General features: G+C 66.6%; 26 protein-coding genes and 1 pseudogene. 11 read left to right on the forward strand and 16 right to left on the reverse strand.

Annotated elements, in window-relative coordinates; all coding sequences use genetic code 11:
- Window positions 1-244 precede the first annotated feature (244 nt).
- Both SM191_RS10690 and SM191_RS10695 read right to left on the reverse strand, forming a co-directional pair.
- The gene (locus SM191_RS10690) at window positions 245-523 is read right to left on the reverse strand and encodes a hypothetical protein (RefSeq protein WP_341506186.1); all 279 of its coding nucleotides are present in this window, start codon (window positions 521-523) and stop codon (window positions 245-247) included.
- Between the two features lie 62 nt (window positions 524-585).
- Window positions 586-1,551, reverse strand: a complete 966-nt coding sequence (locus SM191_RS10695; protein ID WP_341506187.1) for a cysteine synthase A — start codon at window positions 1,549-1,551, stop codon at window positions 586-588.
- 159 nt (window positions 1,552-1,710) lie between these two features.
- Between SM191_RS10695 and SM191_RS10700 the strand changes: the two genes are divergently transcribed.
- The 3 genes from SM191_RS10700 to aat all read left to right on the forward strand — a co-directional run bounded on the left by SM191_RS10700 (window position 1,711) and on the right by aat (window position 3,673).
- Entirely contained in the window at window positions 1,711-2,097 is a 387-nt protein-coding gene (locus SM191_RS10700; RefSeq protein ID WP_306999313.1) for a hypothetical protein, read from the forward strand.
- Between the two features lie 107 nt (window positions 2,098-2,204).
- Complete coding sequence (locus tag SM191_RS10705; RefSeq protein WP_306999311.1) at window positions 2,205-2,918, forward strand: ParA family protein; 714 nt, start codon at window positions 2,205-2,207, stop codon at window positions 2,916-2,918.
- Entirely contained in the window at window positions 2,915-3,673 is a 759-nt protein-coding gene (gene aat, locus SM191_RS10710; protein ID WP_306999309.1) for a leucyl/phenylalanyl-tRNA--protein transferase, read from the forward strand. Before SM191_RS10705 ends, aat begins: the two co-directional genes overlap by 4 nt.
- A gap of 35 nt (window positions 3,674-3,708) precedes the next feature.
- On the opposite strand, the pseudogene SM191_RS10715 reads toward aat, so the two are convergent.
- The 5 genes and pseudogenes from SM191_RS10715 to SM191_RS10735 form a co-directional block, all read right to left on the reverse strand.
- Window positions 3,709-3,942, reverse strand: a pseudogene (locus tag SM191_RS10715) (DUF2155 domain-containing protein); the annotation flags it as partial.
- Between the two features lie 206 nt (window positions 3,943-4,148).
- Window positions 4,149-4,541 (reverse strand): NADH:ubiquinone oxidoreductase subunit NDUFA12, encoded by a 393-nt coding sequence (locus tag SM191_RS10720; protein WP_267434845.1) that lies wholly within the window; start codon window positions 4,539-4,541, stop codon window positions 4,149-4,151.
- Between the two features lie 231 nt (window positions 4,542-4,772).
- Entirely contained in the window at window positions 4,773-5,273 is a 501-nt protein-coding gene (locus SM191_RS10725) for a DUF192 domain-containing protein (protein WP_445949845.1), read from the reverse strand.
- On the reverse strand, window positions 5,270-5,839 hold the full coding sequence (locus SM191_RS10730) for a cold-shock protein (RefSeq protein WP_341506228.1): 570 nt from the start codon (window positions 5,837-5,839) through the stop codon (window positions 5,270-5,272). The genes SM191_RS10725 and SM191_RS10730 overlap by 4 nt, the downstream gene beginning before the upstream one ends.
- A 128-nt stretch (window positions 5,840-5,967) precedes the next feature.
- Entirely contained in the window at window positions 5,968-6,498 is a 531-nt protein-coding gene (locus SM191_RS10735; RefSeq protein WP_306999306.1) for a regulatory protein RecX, read from the reverse strand.
- 128 nt (window positions 6,499-6,626) lie between these two features.
- Between SM191_RS10735 and SM191_RS10740 the strand changes: the two genes are divergently transcribed.
- Window positions 6,627-8,381, forward strand: coding sequence for a fatty acyl-AMP ligase (locus tag SM191_RS10740; protein WP_341506188.1), 1,755 nt, complete (start codon window positions 6,627-6,629; stop codon window positions 8,379-8,381).
- A gap of 305 nt (window positions 8,382-8,686) precedes the next feature.
- Here SM191_RS10740 and SM191_RS10745 read toward each other — a convergent pair whose 3' ends face one another.
- Complete coding sequence (locus SM191_RS10745) at window positions 8,687-9,025, reverse strand: DUF3140 domain-containing protein (protein ID WP_341506189.1); 339 nt, start codon at window positions 9,023-9,025, stop codon at window positions 8,687-8,689.
- A 47-nt stretch (window positions 9,026-9,072) separates the two neighbouring features.
- Window positions 9,073-10,455 carry a hypothetical protein gene (locus SM191_RS10750; RefSeq protein ID WP_341506190.1) on the reverse strand — a complete coding sequence of 461 codons (1,383 nt, stop codon included), beginning with the start codon at window positions 10,453-10,455 and terminating at the stop codon, window positions 9,073-9,075.
- A 159-nt stretch (window positions 10,456-10,614) separates the two neighbouring features.
- On the opposite strand from SM191_RS10750, the gene SM191_RS10755 reads away from it, so the two are divergent.
- Entirely contained in the window at window positions 10,615-11,163 is a 549-nt protein-coding gene (locus SM191_RS10755; protein ID WP_306999300.1) for an isochorismatase family protein, read from the forward strand.
- Between the two features lie 186 nt (window positions 11,164-11,349).
- Here the strand turns inward: SM191_RS10755 and lpdA are convergent, their stop codons facing one another.
- From lpdA to SM191_RS10775, 4 genes are all read right to left on the reverse strand, one after another.
- Window positions 11,350-12,762 carry a dihydrolipoyl dehydrogenase gene (gene lpdA, locus SM191_RS10760; RefSeq protein ID WP_341506191.1) on the reverse strand — a complete coding sequence of 471 codons (1,413 nt, stop codon included), beginning with the start codon at window positions 12,760-12,762 and terminating at the stop codon, window positions 11,350-11,352.
- Between the two features lie 61 nt (window positions 12,763-12,823).
- Window positions 12,824-13,222, reverse strand: coding sequence for an acyl-CoA thioesterase (locus SM191_RS10765; protein ID WP_341506192.1), 399 nt, complete (start codon window positions 13,220-13,222; stop codon window positions 12,824-12,826).
- Window positions 13,219-13,431, reverse strand: a complete 213-nt coding sequence (locus SM191_RS10770) for a hypothetical protein (RefSeq protein ID WP_341506193.1) — start codon at window positions 13,429-13,431, stop codon at window positions 13,219-13,221. The genes SM191_RS10765 and SM191_RS10770 overlap by 4 nt, the downstream gene beginning before the upstream one ends.
- 20 nt (window positions 13,432-13,451) lie before the next feature.
- A complete protein-coding gene (locus SM191_RS10775; RefSeq protein WP_341506194.1) occupies window positions 13,452-14,780 on the reverse strand; it encodes a pyruvate dehydrogenase complex dihydrolipoamide acetyltransferase in 1,329 nt (442 codons plus the stop codon).
- Between the two features lie 129 nt (window positions 14,781-14,909).
- Between SM191_RS10775 and SM191_RS10780 the strand changes: the two genes are divergently transcribed.
- Window positions 14,910-15,365: a universal stress protein gene (locus tag SM191_RS10780; protein ID WP_341506195.1), complete on the forward strand. Its 456-nt coding sequence runs from the start codon at window positions 14,910-14,912 to the stop codon at window positions 15,363-15,365.
- A gap of 130 nt (window positions 15,366-15,495) precedes the next feature.
- On the opposite strand, the gene trxB is transcribed toward SM191_RS10780, so the two are convergent.
- Window positions 15,496-16,464 (reverse strand): thioredoxin-disulfide reductase, encoded by a 969-nt coding sequence (gene trxB / locus SM191_RS10785; RefSeq protein ID WP_341506196.1) that lies wholly within the window; start codon window positions 16,462-16,464, stop codon window positions 15,496-15,498.
- Window positions 16,465-16,583: 119 nt separating this feature from the next.
- Between trxB and SM191_RS10790 the strand changes: the two genes are divergently transcribed.
- The 3 genes from SM191_RS10790 to fdhD are packed head-to-tail and all read left to right on the forward strand — an operon-like array spanning window position 16,584 to window position 20,190.
- Window positions 16,584-18,872 (forward strand): FdhF/YdeP family oxidoreductase, encoded by a 2,289-nt coding sequence (locus SM191_RS10790; RefSeq protein ID WP_341506197.1) that lies wholly within the window; start codon window positions 16,584-16,586, stop codon window positions 18,870-18,872.
- Complete coding sequence (mobA, locus tag SM191_RS10795) at window positions 18,869-19,375, forward strand: molybdenum cofactor guanylyltransferase (RefSeq protein WP_341506198.1); 507 nt, start codon at window positions 18,869-18,871, stop codon at window positions 19,373-19,375. The genes SM191_RS10790 and mobA overlap by 4 nt, the downstream gene beginning before the upstream one ends.
- A gap of 8 nt (window positions 19,376-19,383) precedes the next feature.
- Window positions 19,384-20,190 carry a formate dehydrogenase accessory sulfurtransferase FdhD gene (fdhD, locus tag SM191_RS10800; RefSeq protein WP_341506199.1) on the forward strand — a complete coding sequence of 269 codons (807 nt, stop codon included), beginning with the start codon at window positions 19,384-19,386 and terminating at the stop codon, window positions 20,188-20,190.
- A gap of 3 nt (window positions 20,191-20,193) precedes the next feature.
- Here fdhD and SM191_RS10805 read toward each other — a convergent pair whose 3' ends face one another.
- The gene (locus SM191_RS10805; protein ID WP_341506200.1) at window positions 20,194-21,375 is read right to left on the reverse strand and encodes a GGDEF domain-containing protein; all 1,182 of its coding nucleotides are present in this window, start codon (window positions 21,373-21,375) and stop codon (window positions 20,194-20,196) included.
- 812 nt (window positions 21,376-22,187) lie between these two features.
- Here SM191_RS10805 and SM191_RS10810 point away from each other — a divergent pair.
- The gene (locus SM191_RS10810) at window positions 22,188-22,928 is read left to right on the forward strand and encodes a hypothetical protein (RefSeq protein ID WP_341506201.1); all 741 of its coding nucleotides are present in this window, start codon (window positions 22,188-22,190) and stop codon (window positions 22,926-22,928) included.
- Window positions 22,929-23,095: 167 nt separating this feature from the next.
- On the opposite strand, the gene SM191_RS10815 is transcribed toward SM191_RS10810, so the two are convergent.
- Window positions 23,096-24,331 (reverse strand): tyrosine-type recombinase/integrase, encoded by a 1,236-nt coding sequence (locus tag SM191_RS10815; RefSeq protein ID WP_341506202.1) that lies wholly within the window; start codon window positions 24,329-24,331, stop codon window positions 23,096-23,098.
- Window positions 24,332-24,442: 111 nt separating this feature from the next.
- Between SM191_RS10815 and SM191_RS10820 the strand changes: the two genes are divergently transcribed.
- Window positions 24,443-24,796, forward strand: a complete 354-nt coding sequence (locus SM191_RS10820; RefSeq protein ID WP_341506203.1) for a hypothetical protein — start codon at window positions 24,443-24,445, stop codon at window positions 24,794-24,796.
- Window positions 24,797-24,926 lie beyond the last annotated feature (130 nt).

Consider the following 24,926-nt stretch of genomic DNA (forward strand, 5'->3'; position numbering starts at 1 on the left):
TCGGAGCTGAGAAGAAAATATGCATCTTGATGTGCATTAACCATGAATGGAGCACGGAGGGGTGGCGTTCGGTCAGGAATCGAGCCCGTCATGCGGTCGAAAGCGCCGCCGCGCATCATCGACTTCACCGAACCTCAGTGAGTCCCGCTGGCCCTGTCGCGCTTCGGACGGCCCTCACATTTTGGATCACCCATGACCCCGGCGGGGGCCGGTCGTAGACAGGTCTCGAAAAAATCGTCCCGCGTCAGCGAGCGGAATCGGCGGGGGCCTGGGCGTTGACCGGCGCGGGGGCGATGCCCAGTTCGGCGAGCGGCTCGTTGGTGGGCGTAGCGGTGCTGTTGGTCATGGCCATGTCAGCGACCATGTTGGATTGGGCTGCGCCGGCGGCGGCGACCGGCGGCTCGTCACGATTGAGCGAGCCGAGAATCGTGCTGGCAATCGCGATCAGCAGGATAACCGAAGCCAGGCCGATCATACCGACTTTCACGCGCTGCATGATATGATGATGGTCGGGTGATTTCATGAATGCGATATTGTAACCCGCGTCGGGCCTTCTGTCGACCTTTGGGCCGAGGCGACCATCGCCTACAGACCCTTTTCGGCCCGCCACGCCGGATTATGAAGCGTGGAGAGGTAGCGAAACCCCGTATCGCACAAAATGGTTGCAATACGGTTATCGGGCCCCAGCGCGCGCGCCAGGGCGACCGCTCCGGCCACGTTGATCCCCGATGACAGGCCCAGACACAGCCCCTCCTCGGTCAGCAGGCGGTGCACCCAATACCAGCCCTCGGCATCCGAGATGCGGAACTGGGTATCGACCGGCGCGCCTTCCAGATTGGCGGTGATCCGCCCCTGCCCGATCCCCTCGGCGACCGATGACCCTTCCGACTTCAGCTCGCCATGCGCGTAATAGTCGTACAGCGCCGCGCCATGCGGGTCGCTGAGCGCGATGGTGATCGATTCGTCATGCGCCTTCAGCCCCAGGCCGACGCCCGCCAGCGTGCCGCCCGTGCCCGCCGCACAGGTGAAGCCGTCGACCCTCCCGCCCATCTGGTTCCAGATTTCCTCGGCGGTACCCACGATATGCGCGCGGCGGTTGGCGATATTGTCGAACTGGTTGGCCCAGATCGCATTGTCCGTCTCCTCGGCGATCCGGCGCGAGGTGTGGACGAAGTGACAGGGGCTGGAATAGGGCGCGGCGGGCACCAGCACCAGTTCCGCACCCAGCGCGCGCAGCGTGTCCATCTTCTCGCGGCTCTGCGTCTCGGGCATCACGATGATCGTGCGATAGCCCTTGGCATTGGCGACCAGCGCCAGACCGATCCCGGTATTGCCCGCCGTCCCCTCGACGATGGTGCCGCCGGGACGCAGCAGCCCGCGCGCCTCGGCATCCTCGACGATGAACAGCGCCGCGCGGTCCTTCACGCTGGCGCCCGGATTGGCGAATTCGCACTTGCCGTAAATGTCGCAGCCGGTGGCTTCGCTGGGGCCCTTCAGGCGAACGAGCGGGGTGTTGCCGATCAGGGCCAGGGTGTCGGGGGTCACGTCCATAGCCGCTAGATGGCCCCTGCCCCGCGACACGGCAAGCAAAGCCTTGCTTGGGCACGGGCAAGCGCGAGCCATAGCCATGCGAAATGTTGGACATTCGGTGGCAGAAGCGCATGTGACGCTTGACGCCGGGTTGCTGCATTTGCGAAGCAATGCCCCGCTATGAAAAGCCTCCTCCCCGTTTTCGTCGCCGCACCGCTGCTCGCACTCGCAGCGTGCAATTCCAAGCCCAGCCAGCCCGAGGTCGTCGATACCAATCCCGACCCCATGGCCAACATCCTCGCCAACCGCGCGCCGGTCGAACTGCCGCCCGCGATCAAGGCGGACAAGAGCTTTCGCTGCAAGGACAACAGCCTGGTCTTCGTCACCTTCTTCCAGGGCGACAAGCAGGCCAATGTCCGCCTGAAGGAAGGCGAGACGCCGGTGGTGCTGAAGGCGCCTGCCGCCGGTGAGCCGCTGACCGCCGAAGGCGGCTGGAAGATGACGGGTGACGAAAAGGCCATCACCCTGACGACGCCCAAGAAGGCGGCGCAGATCTGCCATATCTGATCCCATCGTCGGTTAACCGACGATAGGGTCTTGATCGAAAGCCGGCCGGCGGGGATATCTCCGTCGGCCTTTTTCATGGCCTGTCATCAGGGAGGTCGGGACGAACCGTGGCCGCGATCGCGATCTACAGCCTGAAGGGCGGCGTGGGTAAGACCAGTATGGCCGTCAATCTGGGCTGGTGCGCGGCGATGCTGGCGGCGCGCCGGACGCTGTTATGGGATCTCGACCCGCAAGCCGCCTCGACCTGGCTGCTGGGCGGGGCCGCGCCGGGCGATCGGGCGCAGGCGATTTTTTCCCGCGACGTCGCGGTCGACCGGCTGATCCGCCCGACCGCCATTCCCCGCCTCTCGCTGATCGGTGCGGACGAGTCGCTGCGCGGCCTCGACCTGTTGTTCCACCAGATCGACAAGAAGAAGCGGCTGGGCAAGCTGATCGAGCGGCTCGACGGATATGACCGGGTCATTCTCGACTGTCCGCCGGGGCTGACCGAGACCACCGAGCAGGTGTTACGCGCGGTCGACCTGATCGTCGTGCCGGTCGTCCCCTCGGCCCTCGCCACCCGCGCTCTGGAGGTGGTGGACGGGCATGTCCGGGGGCGGGTGCCGTTGATGCCGGTGCATGTCATGGCCGACCGCCGCCGCAGGCTCCATGCCGATGCGCTGGCCGCCCATCCCGACTGGCCCGTCATCCCGATGGCCAGCCTGGTCGAGGCGATGGGGCAGCACCGCGCCCCCGTCGCCAGCTTCGCCCCCCGCAGCACCGCGGCCAAGGCCTATGCCCAATTGTGGCAGGCGATCGAACGGCGACTGGCCGGGGCATGAGCCGCCGCGCGGGATCCGGCGCCACCGAGCGACTGACCCCCCATCTGGTGCTGGGCGCCTATGCCGTCGGGGTGTTCCCGATGGCCGACACCCGCGATACCGAGCATGTCTATTGGGTCGAGCCGCGCAAGCGGGCCATCCTGCCGCTCGACGGATTTCATCTGTCGCGCTCGCTACGCAAGACGGTGGCGAAGGATCGTTTCCGGGTGACGGCGGACACCGCGTTCGAATCGATCATCCGCCTCTGCGCCGAAAGCGTCGACGACCGACCCGAAACCTGGATCAACTATGCCATCGAACGGGTGTTCATCGACCTGTTCGACATGGGGTTCGCCCATTCGATCGAATGCTGGGACGGCGACGAGCTGGTCGGCGGGCTCTATGGCCTCAGCCTGGGGCGCGCCTTTTTCGGCGAATCGATGGTCAGCCGACGGACCGATGCGTCGAAGGTCGCGCTGGTCTGGCTGATCGCGCGGCTGCGGGCCGGGGGCTATAGCCTGCTCGACTGCCAGTTCCAGACCCCGCATCTGTCGACCATGGGCGCGGTCGAGATCGGGCGCGACGATTATGTCGCGCTATTGTCCGATGCATTGGCCGGGGTCGTCGCGCCTGGTGCATCCGCTTCCGGCGTGTCCGCGCCGGGCGACTTCGCCGCGCTCGACCGCTTGGGGGCCGCGCCGGGCGTCGCCGCCGGGACCGTATCGGGGCCGGTTTCGGGCCAGGACATCGTGCAGCTCTTGGCCCAGACGTCATAGACCGGGTGCTGCACGACGTTGAGCGCGGGGCGTTCCTTGTACAGCCAGCCAGAGAAGACACGCTGCCACCGCTGATCCGCCCCGCGCACGTCGAGCTGGACGAAGGCGCCGGTCAGTTGCTCGGGCTCCCAGGAGGCGGTCTTTTCGCAGGCGCGCAGGCGGACGACGACATCGCCGACCCGGATCGCCTGGCCGGGCTTCAACGTCAGGTCGCGGGACACGCCGTTACGCTTGTTGAGCAGGCCGATCACCGCGGCCCGCTGCGCCATCGGCGTGCCGCCGGTGGGGAGGGTCGCCTGTCCGGCATCGACCGATTCGATTCCCGAACCGCCACCGGGGCGATCGGGCAGGATCTGGCTGACCGCCGAATCGTCTCCGGCGGTCGTGTCCTTATGGGTCAGCGACTGGTATCCGAACCAGCCCCCGACACCCAGTGCGGCGGCCAGCACAGCACCGGCCAGCCAGCGAGCCGTCTTCACCCCTCGGGCGTCCAGGCTTCATAGTCGCCGGTCGCGGCCTGACGCTGGCCACCCTTTTCCAGCGCACCCGACGGGCGATAGGCCAAGGCGGTGCCGGTCATGTTCGGCAAGGCGGGCTTCTGCCACGCGCGACGCGGCGGCAGGGAGCGATCGGGCACGTCCTCGACCTGATGATGCAGCCAGCTGAACCATTCGGCCGGAACCCGGCTGGCATCGTTCGGGCCGTTATAGATCACCCAGCGGCGCGGTCGACCGGCGGTGTCGCGGCCGCCCTCGTAATAGACGTTGCCGTGCGCATCCTCGCCCACCTGCGCCTTGCCGCGCAGACCGAACCAGGTGCCGATGGTGGCGCCGTTCCACCAGGTGAAGGGATTGAGGTTGATGCCCATGACGCGCCGTGTAGCCCGCCTGTCGCCGCCCTTCAACCGCGTTCGTATGTGGTGGGCGGGACGTGGGGGGTGAGAGCAACTTCTGTTCGTCGCCTGCAACGGGAGGTGGCAGGGCGATGCCACAGGCAGGATCGCCTGGGGCCGGGCCCTCCCCCATCCCCTCCCGCCTGCGGGAGGGGAGCGGTTTGGGGCGGCGGTGTCGTCTTATCCACAGAGCGTCCGTCGCTCGCGTCAGCGCGGCCAGGAGACCGAATCGCCCTCCGAAATGCCCAGTTCCGCCGCGCGGCCGCCGACCAGTTCCAGGACCGCCGCCACCGGCTCGCCCGAGGGGATCTTGCCCTCGCTGAACGGAGGCGTATTCTCGGCGATGCGCGCGATCGTGCCGTCCGCGCGGATGAACAGGATGTCGAGCGAGGTCGGCGTGTTCTTCATCCAGAATTCCGCCATGCGCGGGCCCCCGCCCTCCGGCGGATAGGGTGCGAACAACATGCCGCCATCGGGCTTCAGGTCGGTGCGGTACATCAGCCCCTGCGCCTGTTCGGCGGTGGTGCGGGCCGGTTCGACCTGAAAGACATGCTTGCCCTGCGCGGTGGTCACGGTGACCGGCACCGTCGCGGCCTTCTGCGCCGCCGCAGCCGAGGAGGAGGCGTCCTTGGAACAGCCGCTGAGCGCCGCACCCGCCAGCATCAGCGCCAGCGCCGCCGCACCGCCAGCCCGCTTCATCCGTGTCATTCCCGATGTCTTTCCGTCACGACGACCGCCAGCGGCCCCTTGGGCCCCTCGACGATGCGCGCGGCCAGCGACTGGCCCGGCTCGACATCGACGATGCCGCCGCGCCGCAGCGTTTCCATATGCACGAAGATATCCGCCCCGTCACGGTCGCGCAGCAGAAAGCCATAGCCCTTCAGCCGGTTGAACCATTTGACCGCGACCGGTTCGGGCTCCCCCGCCTCCGTCACCAGCGCGACGGGGTCGACCCGGTCGGTCGCGCGCGGGCGCTTCGCCGGCTCGGGCACGGCATGGGTCAGGTCGATCGAGAGCACCTGGCGCGCCTGATAGCCTCGCCCGCCGCGCACCGCCTGCACCTCCACCCGCGCCCCTTCGGGCAGGCTGCGGCGGCCATGCGGCTGCAACACGGAAAAATGGACCAGCACGTCCCCGTATAGCGGATCGTCCGCCACGACGAAGCCGAAGCCCCGCGTCACGTCGAACCATTTGACGACTCCCGCCAGCCCTACGGCCGTATCCGCCGTCTCGCCGTCGATGCCGCCCCCGTTGATTGGCGTTTCATCCAGCATCATCGCACCCTTGATGCTATTGCTAGCACCATTGTTCGCGCCTGCAATGCGATGCCGTCACTTTTGCTGGTCCGGACTGGGATGAACTGCGTCTTTCGGACCTCAGAAAGATGCCATCTTGTTGTGGATCAATAACAATCGTCGTCGATAACCTCGCCGGGGGCCGCCGCGACGATCCGGCGGGACAGCGCACTGCCATGGCCAGCCCGCATCATCGCGGCGAACTGCTTCTCCCGCGTCGCCCGATCCGCCTCGCCCTGGCCGAAGGGGCCGATTCGCTTGCGTCGGGCAAAGGCGAGTGCCGCGTCGCGCGCGGCCTCGGCCAGTTGCGGGGCGATCGCTTCGTGATCCTCCGCCCCCACGCGCGCCGCCTGCAACGCCTGTCGCACCCGCCGCGCGCCCAACCCGCGCCGCGCCAGCGACGCCGCCTTCGCCTCGGCATAGGCGCGATCGTCGATATAGCCGAGCGACACCATCCGCGCCGCCAACTCGCCCGGGGCGGGCGAATCCGCCCCCGCCCAGCCCCGTTCGCGCAGCTTTCGCACCAGATAATCGACCAGCTTGCCCTCGGTCGTCGCAAATCGCTCGACATAGCGCAGCGCGAGATGCTCCAGGGATTTGGGATCAAGGGGCTTTGGCGGGCGACGATCGGCGGACACGCCTTGTTTGTGCCACAGTGACACCGGATTTAGAACGCGGGAAGCCGCTATCCGCGGCGGAAAAGATTCATTCGTCCTCGCCACGTGCGATGCGGGGATGCAAAAGCATAAGGAACGAAGGCAAGGCCATGACGATCGAGCACCATCAGGACGACGCGCGCGCCATCATCGCGACGCCGACCGAGGATGCGCGCCCCCGCCGCTTCGCCGACTTCGACACGCTGGGCGAGGCGCTGGACTATGCCGCTTCGGGCGCGCGTGGCCTGAATTTCCACGACGCGCGTGGGGTGTTGGCCCGCGCCTATCCGTTCGCCGAACTGCGCGAGGACGCGCTGGCCTGTGCCCGCCGCCTGATCGCCAGCGGCATCGCCCCCGAGGACCGGATCGCGTTGGTCGCCGAGACGGGGCCCGAATTCGCCGCGCTGTTCTTCGGCGTCATCTATGCGGGCGCGTGGCCGGTGCCGCTGCCGCTGCCGACCTCGTTCGGCGGGCGCGACAGCTATATCGAACAGCTTCGCGTACAGCTCGCCAGCTGCGACCCCAAGATGCTGATCTATCCGCCCGAACTCGCCCAGATGGCGGGTGCGGCGGCGGAAGCGGCGGGCTGCGAGGGCGTCGACTGGGACAGCTTCGCCACCCGCGCCGCGCCCGAGACGGAACTGCCCAAGGCCGATCCGCAGGCGATCGCCTATCTGCAATATTCCAGCGGCTCGACCCGCTTCCCGCATGGCGTGGCGATCACCCACCATGCGCTGCTCAACAATCTGGCCGCGCACAGCCATGGCATGAAGATCCAGGAGAGCGACCGCTGCATCTCCTGGCTGCCCTGGTATCACGACATGGGTCTGGTCGGCTGCTTCCTGTCGCCGATCGCCAACCAGGTCTCGACCGATTACCTGAAGACCGAGGATTTCGCGCGCCGCCCGCTCGCCTGGCTCGACATGATCAGCCGCAATCCGGGCACCTCGGTCAGCTATTCGCCGACCTTCGGCTATGACATCTGCGCGCGCCGCATCTCGTCGCAGACCAAGGCGTCGGACCGGTTCGACCTGTCGCGCTGGCGGCTGGCGGGCAATGGCGCGGACATGATCCGTCCCGACGTGATGCAGTCCTTCGTCGACGCCTTCGCCGATGCGGGTTTCCAGGCAACGGCCTTCCTGCCGTCTTATGGTCTGGCCGAGGCGACGCTGGCCGTGTCGATCATGCCGCCGGGCGAAGGCATTCGCGTCGAACTGGTCGAGGAAACGCAGTTGTCGGGCGGCGCATGCGGCACCGACCGGCCCCAGCGTTTCCGCGCCATCGTCAATTGCGGCAAGCCGGCGCGCGACATGGTGATCGAAATCCGCGAGGAGGACGGCACGCCCCTGCCCGATGGCGCCATCGGCAAGGTGTGGTGCAAGGGCCCGTCGGTGATGGTCGGCTATTTCCGCGATCAGGCCGCGACCGACGCCTGCCTGGTCGATGGCTGGCTCGACACCGGCGACATGGGCTATATGTCCAAGGGCTATATCTACATCGTCGGCCGCGCCAAGGACATGATCATCGTCAACGGCCGCAACCACTGGCCGCAGGACATCGAATGGGCGGTCGAGCAGCTGCCGGGCTTCAAGGCGGGCGACATCGCCGCCTTCGCCATCACCACGCCGGGCGGCGAGGAAACCCCCGCCGTGCTGGTCCAGTGCCGCAGCTCGGACGATGAGGAGCGGCTGCGCCTGCGCGACGAAATCCGCGAGCGGGTGCGCGCCGTGACCGGCATGAACTGCGTGATCGAACTGATCCCGCCGCGCACCCTGCCCCGCACCAGCTCGGGCAAGCTGAGCCGCGCCAAGGCCCGCAACCTCTATCTGGCGGGGGAGATCAAGCCGTACGACGTCGCGGCGTGATTTTCCCATCGGGATTTGAGAGGGGCTCGGTCGAAAGACCGGGCCCTTTTTCTATGCCCATCACCTCGGAGCCAGCATCCCCATCCCCCGTTCAGCCTGAGCGAAGTCGAAGGCCACGCCCCGTCCTCACCCCACGCCGCTGCCACCCCGGCGAAGGCCGGGGTCCCGTTGGGGTGCGCTATCGAGCGCGCCACGGATTTGATGGCCACTGGACCCCGGCCTTCGCCGGAGTGGTGGTTGGAGTTGCGGCGACAGGATTCCCTTGGCCTTCGACTTCGCTCAGGCTGAACGGCGTTCTGGACATCTCAATCCTTCAACGGATCATGCCCCCAGTTCATCAGCGAGTACCGCCACGGCGAATGCTCGACATCCTTGTCGGGCCCGCCCTGCTTCAAATGCCGGTGCACATAGCCGACGACCTTCTTCATATGCGCATAATCGTCGTCGGTCAGATCGGCCTTCTTCTTGCGCTTGATCGCGATGATCTTGCCGCCGGATTCATGCCCGACGCTTTCGTCCGACCCGCCCTTCTTCTGGCCGACCTGCCGGGATTCGTCGGTATCCAGGAATTTCTCCAGCTCGGCGGGGGCCATGTTCACGGCCTCCTTGAAATCGGCGTATACCTGCTCGTGATCCTCGGCCATGCGCGGCTCCTTTCGGGCGGGTCAACGCCGCGCTCGTGCTTTCGGGTTCAGCCGAGCATCCCCTCATAGCTTTGCGGCGGTACGGGCAGCGTCGCCCGCGCGATCCCGCCGATCAGCAGGACGAGCCCCAGCGCACCGAGCGTCGCACCGACGATCCGCCGGTCGCCCCGCCACGGCTTGGCCAGCACCATGCCCAGCGCACAGGCGACGACCGGCCACAGATGATAGCGGAAGTCGGAAGCGACGCTGATCACCAGAAAACTCGCCTCCAGCCCCAGCGCCGAGCCGAACAGCGCCCCCGCCAGCCCCCGCCCCCGTGTCACCGCCAGCCCGCCGATGGACAGGATCACCCAGACGATCGGCCACATGACGGGCACATCCACCCACTGCCCCGCCATGCGCTGCCACGTCAGGGCGACACGCCCCGGCTGCGTCAGGCCGAGATCATTGGGTTCGCTCGCCTCGGGCGGACTGGCACTGGGCCAGCGCGCGGGCACCCAGAGGCGCCATGTCGAATTTCCATGCGCCAGCCTTTGTTCGGCATAGGCGACCGGATGATGCATGATGGCGGGGGCCAGCCGGGCATAGATGCGGCCCGGCGACATGATCTCGAACCGCTGGAGCAAGGTGCCGCACCGGGTCCGCTCGCCCAACGGGTCCCAGAAGAACGGCTTCACGCATCGCTTCGCGGCGATCTCCGCAATCTCCGCGGCGCTGAGGCCCAGTCTCGGATCGTCCCCCACCCGAACCGCGATCCCCGCCAGGTCGTAGAGCGCCTGGGTCCGCGCGACGCCGCTGTCCTTCGCCCCCAGCAGGCGATGGTTCACGACCGGCGACAGAATGAGCGTCGCCAAAGTCAGCCCGATGACGATCGCGATCCGGCTCCGCCAGCGCGCAGGCATGAGAAGCGCGACCAGCGGCGCGATGGCGAAGATCGCATTGGCCCGGACCAGCGCGGCATAGGTCAGCAGCAGCCCCGCCGCCACCCAGGCCGCGGGCGGGACGCTTCGCTCGCGCAATCGCCACCAGCCGATGATTCCGACGGCGGCGAGTGCCGCGCCGGTCATCTGCGCGTCCTTCAGGACGGTGACCTGCCAGCCCAGCCAGGGCGGCACCAGCCCGATCGCCAGCACCATCAGCGCGGCGCGCGGCCGCCGGTCGACGATCGCCGCCGCCACGCCGCCCAGCCCCAGCCACCAGCCCGCCAGTTGCAGCGCCAGCATCGGTCCGGCACCATGGCCGACGAACAGCGACCAGAGCCGTGCCATGACCGGCGGATGCCAGTCGTCATATCGACCGCTCAGCGCCTGACCATATTGGCCGACGCTGTCATATTCGAGATAGCCGGGCGCGAAGATCAGCATGCTGAGCGCGAACAGGACCAGCGTGGCGATGACAATGCGCAGGCGGTGGCTAAAGGCTCGGGTCATGACGGACGCGACCGATGCGGGCAAAAGCGGATGTTTCGCAAGCGGAATGCGGTGCATTGCGGCATGGCGATGCCGATCGGCGGGCATGGGCCTTGCATCATGGGCTGGTCCGGACGCCCCGCTCCGCCTAGCATCGCTCGGCCAATGGGGGGACAGGCCTTGGACAACGACACCGCGCTTTTGATCATCGACATGCAAATGGTGATGCAACAGCGGATCGAGGATGGGCGACCGCACGTCAATGGGCGCGCGCCCGCCGCCATCGAAGCGCTGGCCGCCGCTTTTCGCGACGCGGGACGCCCGGTGATCCATATCCGCCATGCCGAGGCCGATCCCGCTTCGCCCCTGCACCCCGATGCGCCGGGATATCCGCCGATGGCCTGTGCGCGGGAAAGGCCGGGCGAGACGGTGCTGGTGAAGACCACCTCCTCCGCCTTCCCCAGCACGTCACTGGAAACCCATTTGCGCCAGCGGGGCATCGCGCGCCTGTTCGTCGTCGGTGCCGTGGCGGGGTTCTGCGTCAACTCGACCGTGCGCTCGGCGAGCGATCTGGGCTTTGCGGTGACGGTCGTGACCGATGCGGTGATCGGCTTCGACCTTCCCTCGGCGGGATTGGATGCGCGGACCATCTTCGATGTGACGATGGGGTTGCTGGCGGCGGATTTCGCGACATTGCGGGAGAGTGTTGCAGTGATCGCGGGGCTTTGACGGCTTGCTCTTGGGAGGGCGACGGACGTGGCCTTCGACTTCGCTCAGGCTGGACGGAGGCTGGGGATTACAGAGCCCATTCCCTCGTTCCGTTCAGCCTGAGCGAAGTCGAAGGCCAAGGGAATTCCCCAAACGAAAAGAGGCCCGCCACCGCGAGCCCCTTTCCCAAATCCGACAGGCACAAAATCAGATGTGCAGCGCGCGCCCGTAAGCGGCCAGCACCGACTCATGCATCGATTCCGAGATGGTCGGATGCGCGAACACCGTCTCTATCAGTTCGGCCTCGGTCGTCTCCAACTGGCGGGCGACGACATAGCCCTGGATCATCTCGGTCACTTCCGCGCCGACCATGTGCGCGCCCAGCAATTCGCCGGTCTTGGCGTCGAACACGGTCTTCACAAAGCCTTCCGCCTCGCCCAGCGCGATCGCCTTGCCGTTGCCGATGAAGGGGAACTTGCCGACCTTCACGCTGTAACCGGCTTCCTTGGCCTTGGCCTCGGTCAGACCAACCGACGCGACCTGCGGACGCGAATAGGTGCAGCCGGGGATGTTGCCCTTGTCCATCGCGTGCGGGTGGACATCCTTGTTGCCCAGCGCCTGCGCAATGGCCTCGGCGGCGATCACGCCCTCATGGCTCGCCTTGTGTGCCAGCCACGGGGCGCCGGTCACGTCGCCGATCGCCCACAGCCCGTCGACATTAGTGCGGCCATAGCCGTCGGTCTTGATGTGACCGCGATCCGTCTCGATGCCCAGCTTCTCAAGGCCGATATTCTCGGTGTTGGGGACGATGCCGATGGCGACGATCGCATGGCTGAACTCGGCGGTTTCGACCTTGCCGTCCGGCCCCTTGATCTGGGCCTTCACGCCGGACGCGGTCGCTTCCAGCTTCTCGAGGCCCGTCTTGGTCTTGATGGTCATGCCGAACTTGGTCAGTTGCTTGGTCATGAAATCGCTGACTTCGGCGTCCTCGACGGGCATGATCCGGTCGAGCATCTCGACGATGGTCACTTCCGCACCCATGTCGTTGTAGAAGCTGGCGAACTCCACCCCGATCGCGCCCGAGCCGATGACCAGCAGCTTGGTCGGCATGGCAGGCGGCACCATCGCGTGGCGATAGGTCCAGATGCGCTCGCCGTCCGCCTTGGCGAAGGGCAGGTCGCGGGCGCGCGCGCCGGTGGCGACGATGATGTGCCTGGCGGTCAACTCGGTGGTCTTGTCGCCCTGCACGACCGACAGCTTGCCCTTACCCGTGATGGTGCCGACGCCCTCATGGACGGCGACCTTGTTCTTCTTCATCAGGCCCTTGACGCCCGCGTTGAGCTGGCCCGCGACCTTGCGGCTGCGGTCGACGACCTTCTCCAGGCTGAACGAGGGCTTCTCGACCGACAGGCCATATTGCGCAGCATGGGTCATGTAATGATAGACCTCGGCCGAGCGCAGCAGCGCCTTGGTCGGGATACAGCCCCAGTTGAGGCAGATGCCGCCCAGCCGCTCGCGCTCGACGATGGCGACCTTCAGGCCAAGCTGGCTCGCGCGGATCGCCGCGACATAGCCGCCGGGGCCGGAGCCGAGGACGATAAGGTCGTAAGTGTCAGCCACTTTGCTCTTCCTTCTGAACGCGCGCCTTGGCGGTGCGTGGGGTGCAACCCCGAGATAGTTTTCAGTTGTCTTCGGCCGGGGCCATCGGCGGAACGGTGCGCGGCTTGCGGTCCTTGTCGGTCGCGACGAAGACGAAGCGCGCCTGCGTCACCTTGGTCGCCTCTTCCATATGGCGGGCGCGGCGCCAGGCCTCGACCTCGATGGTCATCGACGTATTGCCGACCCGGACCAGCGTGGCATAGACCGACACTTCGTCGCCGACGAGCACGGGGGCGTGGAACTTCATCCCCTCCGCCGCGATCGTCACCGCGCGGCCGCCCGAATGGCGCGACGCCACCGAACCCGCCGCCAGATCCATCTGGCCCATCAGCCAGCCGCCGAAGATATCGCCGTACGGATTGGCGTCCGATGGCATGGCGGTGACGCGGATGGTCGGGTTCTGTTCGGGCAGCGTACTCATTGCTCGGCGTGCCTCCGGGCCATGCGGTCGGCAATGCGGGCACGGTGGAGCGGGCCGATGCCCATCACCACCGTCGCCACCATCGCGCCGATGCCGCACCACCAGATCTCGGTACGCGCCAGCGGATAGGCCCATGCGGCGGCCCAGGTCATGACGAGCGCCGCCACCAGCCCCAGGCCGATATAGAATAGTTCGATCAGAACCCGCACGGCCCCCGCCCTCGTATCGATCAGGCCAGCATCGCCAGCGGACGCTCGACCAGTTCCTTGAACACCTTCATCAACTCGGCGCCATCGGCCCCGTCGATGGCGCGGTGGTCGAAGCTGCCGGTCGCCGACATGACGGTCGCTACGCCAAGCTGGTCGTCCACGATATAGGGGCGCTTCTCCCCTGCGCCGATGGCCAGGATCATGCCCTGGGGCGGGTTGATGACCGCCTCGAACTGCTTGATGCCGAACATGCCCATGTTCGAGATCGAGGCCGTGCCGCCCTGGAATTCATGCGGTTGCAACTTGTTGTCGCGCGCGCGGGTGGCAAGGTCCTTCATCGTGGTCGAGATGGACGACAGCGAGCGCGTGTCCGCCTCCGACACGATCGGGGTGATCAGGCCCGCCGGGGTCGACACCGCGACCGAGATGTCGGCGCGCTTGAAGCTGATCAACTGATCGGGCGTGAACATGACGTTGCACTTCGGCACCGCCATCAGCGCGACGCCCAGCGCCTTGATCAGCATGTCGTTGACCGACAGCTTCACGCCGCGCGATTCGAGCCCGGCGTTCAACTCGCCACGCAGCTTGAGCAGCGCGTCGAGGCGCACGTCCACCGTCAGGTAGATATGCGGCACCTGCTGCTTCGATTCGGTCAGGCGACGTGCGATCGTCTTGCGCATGTTCGACAGCTTCGACGCCTCGTGCGGGATGTCCGGCACCTGCGCGGGCTTGGGCGCGGCGGCGGGCGCCGAGGCGGTTTCCGCGGGAGCCGAAGCCGCCGGGGCCGACTTGGCCTGACCCGGCTGCGCATTCTCGACGTCCGCCTTGACGATGCGGCCATTGGGGCCCGAGCCCGTCAGCGCGGACAGGTCGAGGCCCTTTTGCGAGGCGATGCGGCGCGCCAGCGGGCTGGCGATCGCGCGGCCGTTGCCAGCCTTGCTGCCCGAATCGGCGGGCTTGCCGTGATCCTCGGCCTGCTCGATGGTGCGCTCGGCGGGCTTGGCCTCGCTGCCGGTCTTGTTGGGATCGGTCGGGTCGGTCGGCATCGGCTTGGCCGGAGCCGGGGTTTCCGACTTGGTCGGGGCCTGGACCGACGAAGCATCCTCGCCCTCTTCGGCCAGGATCGCGATGACGGTGCCGACCTTCACATTGTCCGAACCTTCGGACACGAGAATCTTGGCGATCACGCCCTCGTCGACGGCTTCGAATTCCATCGTCGCCTTGTCGGTTTCGATCTCGGCCATGATATCGCCGGATTTCACCGTGTCCCCTTCCTTCACCAGCCATTTGGCCAGCGTGCCTTCCTCCATGGTCGGCGACAGCGCGGGCATCTTGATCTCGATCGACATGGAGGTCCTCTCGGGGCAAACCAATTCCGTAGCGGCCCGTCTCTTGCGCCCGAATGGCGCTTGGTCAAGTCATGGCCTTGCACGAAATACTATGTCACGGCATCGGTCCGAGACAAAAAGGGGGTCGCCATGCGTATCTATCTGGTCGTGATCGACGATAGCCCGGAGTCGAAAATCGCCCTGCGCTTCGCGGCACGGCGAGCGGTGAAGACCGGCGGCGGGGTGGAAATCCTGACGATGCTGCCGCCACAGGAGTTCATCGCGTTCGGCGGGGTGCAGGCGACGATCGAGGACGAGGCGCGCCAGCAGGCCGAAGCGCTGCTCGCCAGTGCGGCGGGAACGATCGTGGACGAATCGGGACTGCGCCCGTCGATCACGGTGCGCGACGGCGATGGCCCCAAGGTGATCCGCGAGATGATCGCGGCCAATCCCGACATCGCCGCGCTGGTGCTGGGTGCCGCCGCGAGCGGCGCGCCGGGCAAGCTGGTCAGCCACTTCTCGGGCACCGACGCGGGCGCGCTGCCGGTGCCTGTGATGATCATTCCGGGATCGCTGACGCCCGAGGCGATCGACAGACTCAGCTAAATCCTCCCCTGCAAGGGGAGGGGGACCGCCGCGAAGCGGTGGTGGAGGGGTATCTCCGCGAGGGATTTCCTTTGTGGAAGCCCCCCTCCACCATGCTCCGCATGGTCCCCCTCCCCGTTCCGGGGAGGATTTACTCCGCCGCCTTGGCCATGTCCTCGAACTCCGCCGCCGCGAGGAAGCGTTCGGCATCCAGCGCCGCCATGCAGCCGGTGCCCGCCGCCGTCACCGCCTGGCGATAGACCTTGTCCGCCACGTCGCCGCAGGCGAACACGCCCGGCACGCTGGTCCGGGTCGAACCCGTCTCGACCGCGATATAGCCATCCGAATCGAGTTCGAGATGCCCCCGGAACAGCTCGGTCGCCGGATGGTGGCCGATCGCAACGAAGCCACCTTCCACGTCCAGGCGGCTATGCTCTCCGGTCACGGTGTCGAGCAGGTCTAGCGCGACCAGACCCGCATTGCCCCCGCCATCGACGAACTCGCGCACTTCCTTGTTCCACAGCACCTTGACGTTGGGATGCGCGAAAAGCCGCTCCTGAAGAATCCGTTCGGCGCGCAAGGAATCGCGGCGGTGGATCAGCGTCACGTCGTCCGAATGGTTGGTGAGGTACAGCGCCTCCTCTACCGCGGTGTTGCCGCCGCCGATCACCGCCACCTTCTTGCCGCGATAGAAGAAGCCGTCGCAGGTGGCGCAGGCCGAGACACCCTTGCCCTTCATCGCGTCCTCGCTGTCGAGGCCCAGCCACTTGGCCTGCGCGCCCGTCGCGATGACGAGTACCTCGCCCTCGTACACGTCGCCGCCATCACCGATCAGGCGAAACGGACGGCTGGTCAGATCGACCTGGGTGATGGTGTCCCACATCATCCGCGCGCCGACATGCTCGGCCTGTTTCTGCATCTGCTCCATCAGCCAGGGGCCCTGGATGACGTCGGCGAAACCGGGATAATTCTCCACGTCCGTCGTGGTGGTGAGTTGCCCGCCCGGCTGGATGCCCTGCACCACGATGGGCTGCATCCCCGCCCGCGCGCCGTAAATGGCGGCGGAGAGGCCGGCGGGCCCCGAACCGAGGATGAGCATGCGGGTGGCGTGGGTGGTCATGTCCGGCTTCCTGTGAAACGATTTGTCTCCAGATAAGCGCTGCGCGTCGAAAAATGAACCGCTTCTCATGCGGCCAATCCGCGCTTGCTTCGTTGGCCTTGCGAGTGGAGATTTGTCCGATGCGCGACGACGACGATGTGAAGATCACCGAATATACCGCCCCCGCCGGCGGCTGGGGTTCGATGAAGGGCATGGCGAAGATCCTGCCCAAGGAAGGGCTCGGCCCCGACACGCTCGACACGCTACGCCGCCAGAACAAGCCCGGCGGGGTGATGTGCGTCAGTTGCGCCTGGGGCAAACCGGCCAAGCCGCATATCGCCGAGTTCTGCGAGAATGGCGCGAAGGCGACGGCCTGGGAACTCAGCAGCCTGCGCGTCACGCCGGACTTCTTCGCCAAGCATAGTGTGACCGAATTGGAGGCCTGGCCCGACCACGACCTGGAACAGGCGGGCCGCCTCACCCATCCGATGCGCTATGACCGGGCGACCGACAAATATGTCGCGATCAGTTGGGAGGACGCCTTCGCCGCGATCGGGCGAAAGCTGAAGGCGTGCGATCCGACCAAGGTCGTGCTCTACGCCTCGGGCCGCGCCAGCCTCGAAACCTCGTTCATGTATTCGCTGTTCGCGCGGATGTGGGGGCAGCAGAACCTGCCCGACAGTTCGAACATGTGCCATGAGACGACTTCGGTCGGCCTCAAATCCGCCATCGGCTCACCCGTCGCGACGATCCAGATGGAGGATTACGACAAGTGCGACGCGATCTTCGCCTTTGGCCAGAATGTCGCGACCAACTCGCCGCGCATGCTCCACAATCTGCAAGCCTGCGCCAAGCGCGGCGTGGAGATCGTGACCTTCAACCCGCTTCGCGAGCGCGGCTGGGAGCGTTTCGCCTCGCCGCAGAACCCGGTGCAAATGCTGACCGGCAGTTCGACCGAGATTTCCAGCCAATATCATCAGGTGAAGGCAGGCGGCGACATCGCCGCGCTGACCGGCATCTGCAAGCTGGTGATCGAGGAGGATGACCGCGCGGTGGCCAAGGGCACGAAACGCATCCTCGACCATCACTTCATCGAACAGCACACGACGCGGTTCGAGGACTTCGCCCATTACTGCCGCAATGCCGCGTGGAGCGAGATCATCCGCGATAGCGGCCTGACCCGCGACGCCATCGAGCAGGCCGCGCGCGTCTATATGAAGTCCGAACGCGTGATCGCGGTCTATGGCATGGGCATCACCCAGCATCGCTATGGCATCGACGCGCTGCACATGATCGTCAACCTGCTGTTGCTGCGCGGCAATATCGGGCGCGAGGGGGCCGGGCCGGGGCCGGTGCGCGGGCACAGCAACGTGCAGGGCCAGCGCACCGTCGGCATCACCGAAAAGACCGAACTCGCCCCTGTCGAACGACTGAAGGAATTGTTCGAGTTCGAGCCGCCGACCGAAAAGGGCTGGGACACGGTGGAGGCGTGCCGCCAGATCATCGCGGGAACGGCGCAGGGCTTCGTCCAGCTTGGCGGCAACTTCCTGCGTGCCACGCCCGAACATGCCAAGATGAAGGCGGCCTGGGGCAAGCTACCCATCACCGTCCATATCGCAACCAAGCTCAACAAGAGCCATCTGGTCCCCGGCGAGGAAAGCTACATCCTCCCCTGCCTCGGCCGGTTGGAAACCGACATGCAGAAGGGCGGTCGCCAGGCGGTGTCGATGGAGGACTCGTTCAGCCATATCTATGGCTCTGTCGGCAAGGCGACGCCCGCCGCCGACACGCTTCTGTCCGAACCCGCCATCGTCGCGGGCATCGCCAAGGCGGTACTGGAGCCCAACCCCAATGTGCCCTGGGACGAATGGGTCGGCGATTACGGACTGGTCCGTAGCGCGATCGAGAATGTCTATCCGGACAAGTTCGCCAATTTCAACGAACGCCTGTTCGAACCCGGCGGCTTCTGGAAGGGCAATCCCGCCTCGCATCGCAAATGGGAGACGGAGAGCGGCAAGGCCGAGTTCAACGTGCCGCGCGCGATGGACGCCTCCGGGATAGAGCCCGCCGAGGGCCGGATGCGCCTCATCACCTTGCGCTCCAACGATCAGTTCAACACGACCATCTATGGCTATGACGATCGCTTCCGCGGGATCAGCGGAACCCGGATGGTCGCGATGATGAACAAGGCCGATATCGCGCGGCTGGGCCTGACCGACGGCCAGACCATCGCGCTGGAGGGGGACGCGGATGACGGCGAGCAACGCGTGGTCGAGGGGCTGCGGGTGGTCGAGTACAACATCCCCGAAGGCTGCATCGGCGGCTATTACCCCGAGCTCAACTATCTGATCCCGCTGGAACATCATGCGCTGGACAGCCATGTCCCCGCAGGCAAGTCGGTGCCGGTGAAGGTGCGCGTCCCCGCATGAGCATATTGGGGGCCATACTGGCCGGAGGGCGATCGTCGCGCTTCGGTTCGAACAAGGCGGTCGCGATGTTCGGCGACCGGACATTGGTGGCGCATGCCCGCGCCACCATCGCGCCGTATTGCGCGCAGGTCGTGCAGGCGGGCGGGGATGATGGCGTACCGGACATGCCGGAGCCGGGGCTGGGCCCCTTGGGCGGCATCGCCGGAGCGCTGGATTATGCCGCCGCCAATGGCTTTCGCTGCGTGCTGACTATCGGGTGCGACATGCCGCGCCTGCCGGACGGGTTGATCGACGCGATATTGCGACGCGAGCCCAGCTATTGCCGGGATGCGCCGGTACTGGGGCTGTGGCCCGCCGCGCTGGGCGCGCATCTGATGGCGCATCTGTCGCTGGGGCAGGATCGGTCGGTGCGCGGCTGGACCCGCGCGATCGGGGCGATTCCGGTCGCCTCGCCCGAGCCGATCGCCAATGTGAACACCCCCGCCGATCTCGCCGCCCTATGAGCGTTCCTGTGAGCGTCGATGCCGAGCTGACCCGGCCGCTGACATTGCTGCGCCTATCCCCGGACGGGCAGGCGTCACCGATCGAGCGCGCCGTCGCGGTGGAATGCCCCGTCGCGATCGAGGTGGACGGCTTCGGCTATGCGGTGATGATGATGACGCCGGAGCGGCTGGAGGATTTCGCCATCGGCTTCCTCCTGACCGAGCGGCTGATCGATGCACCCCGCGACATTCTTGCCATCGAGCCCTTTGCGGCGGAGGCGGGGTGGATCGTCCGCGTCACCCTTGCCGAGCATCTGCGCGGCCGGATGCGGGATCGGGTGCGCCACCGGACCAGCGACACGAGTTGCGGGCTATGCGGCCTGTCGGGACTGGAGCAGATCGCCCGTCCGGTGACGAAGCGCCCCCCTGCCCCACGGGTCCCCACCGCGACCCTGTTCGCCGCGCTGGACGATATTCGCGCGCATCAGCCGCTCAACGCCCGGACCGGCGCGATCCATGCCGCCGTCGCTTGCGACGCGACCGGCCAGGTGCTGGCGGCGGCGGAGGATGTCGGGCGGCACAATGCCCTCGACAAGCTGGTGGGACGGCTGGCCGTCGAGCCGGATCGCCAGGCGGACTTCATCCTGGTCACCTCGCGCATCAGCTATGAGATGGTGGACAAGGCGCTGGTGGCGGGGGTCGGACTGCTGATCGGCATTTCCGCCCCGACCAGCCTGGCGATCGACCATGCCCGCGCGCACGGACTGACCCTGATCGCCTTGGCCCGCGCCGACGCGATGTTGGTCGCGCACGATCCCCATCGATTGTTCGACTGATATCTATCCCGCGACGAGGCGCGCGGTTTCGGGCCAGACGATGTTGCGCTCGGGCACGACATCGCTGCGGTCGTGCAGAATACGGTCGCGCCCGGCCCGCTTGGCGCGATAGGCCAGTTGATCGGCGCGCGCGACCAGCCCGTCCAGCGCCTCCCCCTTGATATAGCGGACGACCCCGCCGCTGACCGTCAGGCGCGGCATGCCCGGGTCCATGAACGACTCCAGCGCGACGCGGATCGACCGCCCCAATCGGGTCGCGCGGTTGTCGATCGCGTCCGGCGCGCTTTCCCCATCGGGAACCAGCAGCGCGAACTCCTCGCCCCCCATGCGCACGGTCAGGACATCGCGCGTCGCCAGCGTCTCCAGCAGGCGGGCAAAGGCGACCAGCACCGCGTCGCCGGTCGCATGGCCATAGTCGTCGTTGATCCGCTTGAAGTGATCGAGGTCGAGCACCAGCACATACAGGCCCCGCCCGTCCCGCTCCGCCTCGGCCATCAGGCGGGGCGCGATCCGGTTCAATCCACGCCGGTTGGTCAATTTGGTCAGCGGATCGGTCTCGGCATCGAGGATGCTCTCCTCCAGGGCCTTTTGGATGACCAGCAGCATCAGGCACAGCCCCGCCGCGACCAGCAGCACGCCGGTCGAAACCTGCGACGCCACGGCGTAGACACTGTTGGCATAGACCTTGGCCGAAGCGCCCGAGCCCAGCGATATGGCGAGGAACGGCTTTGCCAGAAAATGGCCGCAGATGATGCCGAAAATGCCCATCAGCAGACCACGGATCGGCCCCTTCTGCCCGATCCGTCGCACCGCCAGCAGCACCAGGAACGACGCGATGGCGAAGGGCAGCTGGAACAGCAGCTCATAGGGCATGGTGCCGCGCCCGCCGCCCCAGATCGCCAGCCGCAGCGCGATCCCGACGATCCAGACCAGCAGCGCGAATCGCCAAGCAGGGCGTCGTCCGGCAAAAGCCTGCACCCCCACCGACATCATCAGGATGCCGCCCAGGAACACCGCATAGCCCAGCAGCGAAAAGATCGGGACATGATCGGTGAAGCGGATCATCAACTCGCAGACCGGGGTCAGGAACCCCAGAAAGTAGCTGCCCATGAACCACGCCGCCGCCCGCTGGCGCGGATAGGACACCGCCACCACGCCATAGGTCATGACGAAGAGCGCTGCCATGCAGCTATTGGCTATCAGGGCGTAGACTGCAGCGTTCACGGCGTAAGAACCAAAGCCCCTCTGAAATCTTTGGGATTTCCTATCCTTCAGATGCGAAGGAGCGGTTAAAATGCATGTCGATTCGTAACCTTACATGCCATCCGTCTAGGTCGGCGCGATATACCAATCTGGATCAAGATTCCACGCCGCACTCAACGGCACGACCGTAAAATATCGGAATAGCACATTTATCTTAAGGCTCATTGCGGCAGGTTGGTTTCCGAACCGATTTGGTCGGCCAAATCATCCGATTTGCCGACCATGCGAAGGGCGCGGACGTGCAAGCCACGTGCCGACGGAACCCGCTAAAGTGGGCGACATATCGCGGAAACTTGATCCGCTTCGGGTCAAGTCTTCGGAGCGACAAGGACGATCTCGGGAACGACCGGCGCACCATGACAGGACGGGAGTCGCCAGGGCATCCCCATCGGTGATCCACGCGCCAGAATATGGGTGAGCCCATTCACGGACGGAAAGCCACGACACGCGCGGAGAGCGTGACATGCTTAAAATGTTGAGAAAATACACCGGGTGGTAGCGAAGGAGCGCAACCACCTGGGCAGACTTTCCAGAACCATTAAGGTTTGACGCGACGGGCCGCGATCCGCGGCCCGCCCCTCCCCCATCATAGGATCAGAGGACCGCCGGGAGCGGCCTCGATCAGCGATTCTGCCCTGCGGAACCGCCCTCATCCTGCACGCGCGCACGGCTGAAAACTGCGATTCAGCCGGCGCTTTCGTGCATCCTGACTACTTCGGTTTGGGGAAGCCGAAATGACGTTCGTGGCCGCGCGGGAAGCGCACCAACTGACCAAGGCGTTCACTGCAAAATTGAGCGGAAAGCGGCGAGGCGACGACCGCACGGTTCGCCGCGACAGCTATGACGTCGACGACAGGCGCGCGAATGTCTGGCGTCCGATCGGCGACGGCACGGTCGCCGGGGCGATGGACTGGCGCGATTCGCTACTTCAGACGGCCCGCGAATATGACGATCATCACCGCGGCGATCGGGGGGTTCGTCCGCTCGGCTGGACCGCGATTCGCATCCTCGAAATTCTGCTCGGCGTCCGGGGGGTGCCGATCTGCTTCAAGACGGGGCGACTGGAGCCGGCGATCGACACGATGGCGCGGATCGCCCGGTTCTCCCGCACGACCGTTATCAGGGCGCTCGCCCGGCTGAAGGAGCACAATTTCCTGCGCTGGGTTCGCCGATCCCAAAAGACCGACCGGAAAGGCGAGTTCGCACCCCAGCGCGTCCAGGTCACCAACGCCTATTTCTTCGACATCGCCGCCCTGCCCCGGAACGTCCGCCAGCGCTTCCGCTATCTCCTGAACCGTCGCCAGCAGCGCCGCGCCGCCGACGCCGCCCGGATGCAGTCACCGCCTCCGTCGCCCCCGCCGCCACCCCAGGCCCCGTCCACCCCGGCCCTGCGAGACGCCTTGGCGCGCCTCGGCGCGCGGGTCGAAAGCGCGAGTACACCTAACGGTCAGTATCCGGCTCAAGGGGTTAGATGAAAAGGAATGGACCCGCTTTGGGCGGGTCCATGCGCAGTTTGTCAGGTCCCCCCCCCAGGTCTGAGCGGCCTACCCCAAGCACCCGACCGCCAAGAGGCGACCGTCGGGACCGGGCGGCTGTGCCGCCCGTGGGCTATCGAGGGGGGACGGCACGAACCGTGCCATCCTCATTCCGGCCGATCGCCCGGCGCGGGCGTATCGAGCAGGATCTCCGCCCACCGATCGAACAGCCACCGACGACGGGGGAGATGCTGCGACCGGTTGTACGCGGCCTCGACCGGACCGCCCTGGGCATGGCCGAGGGTGCGATCGATGGCGAAGCGGTCGTCCGGATACCGCTCGTTCAGCGCCGTCGCGAAAGTGGCGCGCCAACCGTGCGGCACATGCCGCCCGCCGAAACCGCAGCGATCATAGAGCGCGCCGATCGCGCCCTCGCCGATCGGGCGACCGCCGCGATGAAAGACCAGATCCGCAACGCCCAGCGCCCGTGCCTGGCGAAGCACCGCCACCGCCGCCGCCGACAAGGGCACGAGGTGGTCATTGGCCGCGTCCGCCTTCTTCGCGCGCGCCATTTTCATCCGCGCCGCCGGTATCCGCCACAGCGCGGCGGGCGCGGGCGCGTCGGTCGACCAGTCGACGCCCTCGATCTCGTCCCACCGCGCGCCCCGCACCGCCGCGAGGCGGACGGCGGTCAGCGCCAGGAATCGCGAGGCGAGCCGGATCGCCGGGGCGACGCGCGCGCGATCGGCGGCATCGAGGAGCGCCCGCGCCTCGCCCAGGTCCTGCAGCGCGGGCTGGCGCCGAACGGGCGCGCCGGTCGCCAGCTCGGCGACCAGGCCCTCGGCGGGATTGGCATCGACGATACTCCGGGCGCGCGCGAACTTGTAGATCGCCGAGAGGCGCTGCGCGATCCGCCGCGCCGTCTCGGCCGCGCCGGTCCGCGCGATCTGGCCGAGCAGGCGCAGCAGCTGCGGCGTCGTGATGGCCGTCGCCAGATCCTCGCCGATCGCCGGGAAGACGTGGCGCTCGAGGCTGGTCAGGACGTCGGCCGCGTGGACAGCGGTCCAGCGATCGCGGCGATGTGCGTGCCAATCGCGGGCCAGCTGCTCGAAGCTGATCGCCGACTGGGCCAGGCGCTCGGCCAGCTTTGCGGATACGGCCTTCGGCGTCGAGCCCTGGACGATCATGCCGCGCGCCAGAATCGCCGCCTCGCGCGCGTCGTCGAGCGACACGTCGGGCCAGGTGCCCAGTGAAATGACCGCCTCGCGGCGATCGGCCCTGATCCGGACGCGCCAGGCGCGAAGCCCGGTGGGAGCGACGAACAGGTGCAGGCCCTGCGCGTCCCACAATTTATAGGCGCGCGGCTTCGGCCGCGCGCTCTTGAGAGCAGCGTTAGATAGCATATGTCGTTCCCTTGGAAGGAAGCGGGGATGGATGATGGGATCGGGGCCGCTTTGGAGACGGCGTTCCGCATATGCGTCAGTCACGGGCGGCGATCGGGGCGCACCTCCCGAATGATCGAGCGCGCGCTCCCCGGCGAAATCATCGTCACCGTATCGGTGCGTGAACAGCGCCGTCTGTCGTCACTGCTGGAGCGTGCGGGTAAGAAGGAAGTGCGGGTTGTGGTGTTCGAGCCCCGCAAGCTCGATCAGCATCGGCACCGGCTGAGGAATGCGGTCGTTCACTTCGATCACCAGTGGGTCCGCGACTGGTATCAATGGCGCCTGGATCAGATCCACGCGGAGATGACCGAACTGGGCAAGCTCGGTATTCATACCCGAAAGCACGAAACGGATATCCGCCACGCGGACCTATATGGCGCGATCACTTGGCTCTCGGGCGAACGCCCGATACGATACGATCCATAACCCCCCCGAGCGCGGGAGCCGGGACACGACCTGGTCAGCTCGCAAGGCCCCCGGCTTGATCGTTATAGGGCGATCTAACCGGCTCCATTCCGCTTGGTAACGAACCTTTCACGCCTATCGGTGAAGCTGA

Origin of the sequence: Sphingomonas sp. 2378, from assembly GCF_038084995.1 — a bacterium.
Lineage (GTDB): Bacteria > Pseudomonadota > Alphaproteobacteria > Sphingomonadales > Sphingomonadaceae > Sphingomonas.